The sequence below is a fragment of the Ruminococcus sp. genome (genome assembly GCF_017650195.1).
Lineage (GTDB): Bacteria > Bacillota > Clostridia > Oscillospirales > Ruminococcaceae > Ruminococcus.
In genome coordinates this window covers 1-4,587 of record NZ_JAGCFH010000203.1, presented here as the reverse complement: position 1 = coordinate 4,587, position 4,587 = coordinate 1, and the positions used below count along the sequence as shown (strand labels likewise).

Here is a 4,587-nt window from a genome sequence, read left to right as displayed (position 1 = left end):
TTATAACATACATTTAAGTTTTTGTCACTTTGTAAGATTTAACAAAAAAACGTCAGGTGATTTGTGTGTAATGCCTTGCAGCTACTTTATGAATATCTCCCTCTGCTCGCCGATATTTCCCTCCAGCATGTAGGAAACGCTGAGTGTTAGGGAATCCTCAGTTTCAGAAGAGACTATTCTCCTGCTTATGATCCTGATATCATCGCCGAGAAAGTTTTTTTCGTAGAGATATACTCTTTCCATGAGCTTTTCCTTTAGCTCTTCGGCAGTGCGGACCCTTTCCGTGCAGGCGGTCTCTTCGATGACTCTGCAGCGCAGACTCACAGGCAACTCCTTCCCGAACAGTATAAGCGGCTTTTCTGAGCAGGAGGAGAGGGATTTTATGTATTTGTTCCTTTTGAAGTACAGAGGAATATCGAGACTGAAAAGGCGAAGAGTGCGCTGAGTATCGCTCCTGCCGGTTGGGGAGTATTCCTCGCTCCGGAAGGCTGCGGAAAAGCTAACGTTATCGTTGTATACTCCTCGTATCTCGCCCATAGCGTGCAGAACCTCGACCCTTTTGCTCTCGTATTCCGTAACGCCGCTGATAAGGAGTGTCCCTTTTGGTACGTAGTCGCCGATAATATGCATAAGAGTGCCGCAGCGCACCAGCACCGAGGTGATCTCGGCGTCCCGGTTTGATATTATATTGCAGGGGACCCTTCCTGAGACCTTTTGTGGTTTCGCAGCTTCCTCCCGTATCTGCACTACGACCCGGCTACCTGTGCGGTGCATACCTGCCCATGCGATACCCTCCACCATGAAGGGAAGCCTGCTCTCGCAACTGTGTAGATCCACCTTACTGAGGTGAGCACCGGATTTTATGCCGAGCTCTTCAAGGGCAGCGAGAATGATATCGTCTCGCACTGCGGAATTGCCATGTATCTCCACAGTAACAATTACCTGGGAGAAATACAAGGCTGTGAATAAAGCAAGGCAGGTTCCTATTAAAAGGCCTACCCTATGGCGATACCGTGAAAGCCGTTCAAGTACACTGTCATAAGAAGCTGTTTTCAGCTCGATACCGCACTCATCCGCAGCACATCTTATTTTTTCCATATCCCGGCGCAGAAAATCTCCGTAAAGGGTGCCGCTGCGACAGTACTGCCCACGGCATTCTATATTCCTGATGTGCATTGTATTCAGGAATTTATTCAGCTCTCTTCCCCTGGCATTTATCCTCACATACCGCCTTATTCTAAGTCCCATGCTTTACTCTCCTTTCCTCAAATTCCAACCGATCTATGCAACCGCGCACAATAAGTCCGCCCGTCCTGAAATCGTAAGCTTTAAGGCCGCTTCCATGAATATTCACGTAAATACCGCCTGCCAAAAAGCGCATGAAGACCTCGTTGCACTCCTCGATCCTGCGGCAGTTTTCTATTATCAGCTCGTTCCTGTCTGATATATGGATATCCGTATCGAGGCAGAGCGTCTGCCGGGTCAGCTCCCCGAGCCATTCAAACATAAGCGTCACTCCCGTATATTTTATCACTTCCAATAATATGATTTACGGGGGGATGATTATGAGAGAATACGTTGCAAAAGTAGCTACAACCATTAAAATATCAATTACAGCCGTTTTTTTCTGTGTTTGTATCACTGACACCGCGGCAGTAGCCGCGGCGGTGACGGGAAGCATTCAGCGCTGTATCAGCGTGGTCGTACCGTCGCTTTTTGCGATGATGATAGTTTCCTCGCTGATAGTCCGGAGCGGAATGACTGCCCTGCTTCCCGAATGGGTGGGACGCCTCGGCAAGTTACTGTTTGGTATGGAGAAAGGGGAGTTTTCCATATTTTTATTCAGTATGGTTGCGGGCTATCCGGTGGGGATGAAAATGCTGTTTGAGGAATGTACTTCTGGCAAGATAACGCCAAAGAGGACTGAACTGCTTTCAGGGCTTTGTTTTGGCGCAGGTCCCGCTTTTGTATATGGATGCATAGCCCGTCAGCTTTTTCATTCCGTCGTCGCCGGGAAGCTGATACTGCTTTCGTCGGTGTCTGCAAATATTATCATTGCATTTATTATGTCAGTGCCGTTGAGGAAGGTAGCTGATTCGAAGTCACACTCTATCCGCAGAGTCAGTATATCGGCTGATATGCTGACTGACTGCGTCTTACATAGTGGTAGAGCAATGGCGGATATATGTATAATGATAACGGGATTTTCGGTGCTGACCAATTTCCTTGTGAGTACAGGCGCCATAGCAGCAGCAGTGGAGATACCTGCGAAGCTCCTATGCCTCGATAAAAGCTGCGTTGAGGCAGGGGTCGCCGCGCTGATAGATATAACCAACGTGGAAGGACTTCCTAGAGGCGAATTACTACTGCTGCCCTTCATAAGTGGCGCAGTATCATTCGGTGGACTCTGCGTGCTGTTTCAGTTGTCAGCGCTGAACGCAGGGAAGCTCTCGCTGAGACCACTTGTAATAACTAGAACAGCGGCAGCTTTCTTGAGCAGCTGGATATGCAGAATCTTGCTACCATTTTTCATAAAAGATGAGGCGGTAGAGGCAGCTGTCATATTGGCAGGGGAATACGGTTCGGAAAGGACTGTGCCGTCGGCAATGCTGATACTAATGACAGTAATGCTGATATGGGAATTCGGGGATAAAACCGTGGAAAGCTCAGCTTACAGCACATAAATATTCACTAAAGCATATCAGATTTGTACATAGCGCCAAAAATTGTGAAAGCTTGCAGAAAAGGCTTGATTTATTGTAAAAAGGTGGTAAAATATAATTAGCACTCGAATAGAAAGAGTGCTAAACTTGAATTGCTTATAATTGATCAGGAGGTATATATTATGACTATCAAACCCTTACAGGACAGAGTTGTCGTTAAAATGGCAGAAGCAGAGGAGACCACAAAGAGCGGTATAATCCTTTCGGGCTCAGCAAAGGAAAAGCCTGAGGTAGCAGTTGTCATTGAGGTAGGTCCGGGAACATCAGATGTAAAAATGGAAGTAAAGAAGGGCGACAAGGTGCTTATTTCTAAGTATTCAGGCACAAATGTTAAGCTTGAGGGCGAAGAGTACATCATCGTAAAAATGGAAGACATCCTCGCAACAGTTAAATAATGCGTAATTTGTAATTCATAATTAAGGTCGTCGCCTTACGACGATAAATTTAAACATTTGATTCGTGAACGTAAGTGAACATATTTAATTACGCATTACGAATTAAGAATTAAACTAAAGGAGTAGATAATTATGGCTAAGGATATAAAGTACGGCGAAGAAGCAAGAAAGGCACTTCAGGCAGGTATCGACAAGCTTGCTGATACAGTAAGGATAACAATGGGACCAAAGGGCAGAAACGTAGTTCTTGACAAGAAGTTCGGCGCTCCCCTTATCACAAACGATGGTGTCACCATTGCAAAGGATATTGAGCTTGAGGATGCTTTCGAGAATATGGGCGCACAGCTCGTAAAGGAAGTTGCTACAAAGACAAACGACGCAGCAGGCGACGGTACTACAACAGCAACACTTCTCGCACAGACTATCGTTCGCGAGGGTATGAAGAATATCGCAGCAGGCGCAAACCCAATGGTACTTAAGAAGGGTATTGCAAAGGCAGTTGACGTAGCTGTAAAGGCTATCGTAGACAACTCAAAGGCTGTAACAGGTTCAGAGGATATAGCAAGAGTAGGTACAGTATCATCTGCTGACGAGAACGTTGGTAAGCTCATTGCAGAGGCTATGGAGAAGGTAACATCTGACGGCGTTATCACTATCGAGGAGAGCAAGACAGCTGAGACTTACAGTGAGGTAGTAGAGGGTATGCAGTTCGACAGAGGCTACATCTCACCCTATATGGTAACAGATACAGATAAAATGGAAGCAGTTTACGACGACGCTTTCATTCTTATCACAGACAAGAAGATTTCATCTATACAGGAGATACTTCCTCTTCTTGAGCAGATTGTAAAAATGGGCAAGAAGCTTGTTATAGTTGCTGAGGATGTAGAGGGCGAGGCTCTTACAACTATCATACTCAACAACCTGAGAGGCACATTCAAGGTTGCTGCAGTAAAAGCTCCCGGCTTTGGCGACAGACGTAAGGAAATGCTCAAGGATATCGCAGTGCTCACAGGTGGCGAGGTAATTTCCTCAGAGCTTGGTCTTGAACTCAATGAGACAACTATTGAGCAGCTCGGTCAGGCAAAGCAGGTAGTAATCCAGAAGGAGAATACTATCATCGTAGACGGCGCAGGCGACAAGAAGGCTATCAAGTCAAGAGTTGCCCAGATTAGAAACGCTATTGAGAAGACCACTTCCGACTTCGACCGTGAGAAACTCCAGGAGAGACTGGCAAAGCTTGCAGGCGGCGTAGCAGTTATCAAGGTCGGCGCAGCTACAGAAATCGAGATGAAGGAGAAGAAGCTCCGTATCGAGGACGCTCTTGCAGCTACAAAGGCAGCAGTTGATGAGGGTATCGTAGCAGGCGGCGGTACAGCATTTGTAAACGCAATGCCGGCAGTTAATAAGCTCGTTCCTACACTTGAAGGCGACGAAAAGACAGGCGCAAAGATTATACTCAAGGCACT

5 protein-coding genes are annotated in these 4,587 nt (G+C 46.5%); 3 read left to right on the top strand and 2 right to left on the bottom strand.

The window, feature by feature from the left end; all coding sequences use genetic code 11:
* Positions 1-81: 81 nt before the first annotated feature.
* Both J6U00_RS09465 and J6U00_RS09460 read right to left on the bottom strand, forming a co-directional pair.
* Positions 82-1,248 (bottom strand): sporulation protein YqfD, encoded by a 1,167-nt coding sequence (locus J6U00_RS09465; protein WP_296581296.1) that lies wholly within the window; start codon positions 1,246-1,248, stop codon positions 82-84.
* A complete protein-coding gene (locus tag J6U00_RS09460; protein ID WP_296581295.1) occupies positions 1,238-1,507 on the bottom strand; it encodes a YabP/YqfC family sporulation protein in 270 nt (89 codons plus the stop codon). Before J6U00_RS09460 ends, J6U00_RS09465 begins: the two co-directional genes overlap by 11 nt.
* 58 nt (positions 1,508-1,565) lie before the next feature.
* On the opposite strand from J6U00_RS09460, the gene J6U00_RS09455 reads away from it, so the two are divergent.
* The 3 genes from J6U00_RS09455 to groL form a co-directional block, all read left to right on the top strand.
* Positions 1,566-2,684 carry a hypothetical protein gene (locus J6U00_RS09455; protein ID WP_296581294.1) on the top strand — a complete coding sequence of 373 codons (1,119 nt, stop codon included), beginning with the start codon at positions 1,566-1,568 and terminating at the stop codon, positions 2,682-2,684.
* Positions 2,685-2,845: 161 nt separating this feature from the next.
* On the top strand, positions 2,846-3,118 hold the full coding sequence (locus tag J6U00_RS09450; protein WP_296581291.1) for a co-chaperone GroES: 273 nt from the start codon (positions 2,846-2,848) through the stop codon (positions 3,116-3,118).
* Between the two features lie 132 nt (positions 3,119-3,250).
* Positions 3,251-4,587, top strand: a 1,337-nt coding sequence (gene groL, locus J6U00_RS09445) for a chaperonin GroEL (protein ID WP_296581290.1), incomplete at its 3' end; no start/stop codon positions are given.

Bases quoted from the DNA above. Each gene is read 5' to 3' on its own strand.
- J6U00_RS09465 (WP_296581296.1), bottom strand. From the start codon at position 1,248: ATGGGACTTAGAATAAGGCGGTATGTGAGGATAAATGCCAGGGGAAGA.
- J6U00_RS09450 (WP_296581291.1), top strand. From the start codon at position 2,846: ATGACTATCAAACCCTTACAGGACAGAGTTGTCGTTAAAATGGCAGAA.
- J6U00_RS09455 (WP_296581294.1), top strand. From the start codon at position 1,566: ATGAGAGAATACGTTGCAAAAGTAGCTACAACCATTAAAATATCAATT.
- J6U00_RS09460 (WP_296581295.1), bottom strand. From the start codon at position 1,507: ATGTTTGAATGGCTCGGGGAGCTGACCCGGCAGACGCTCTGCCTCGAT.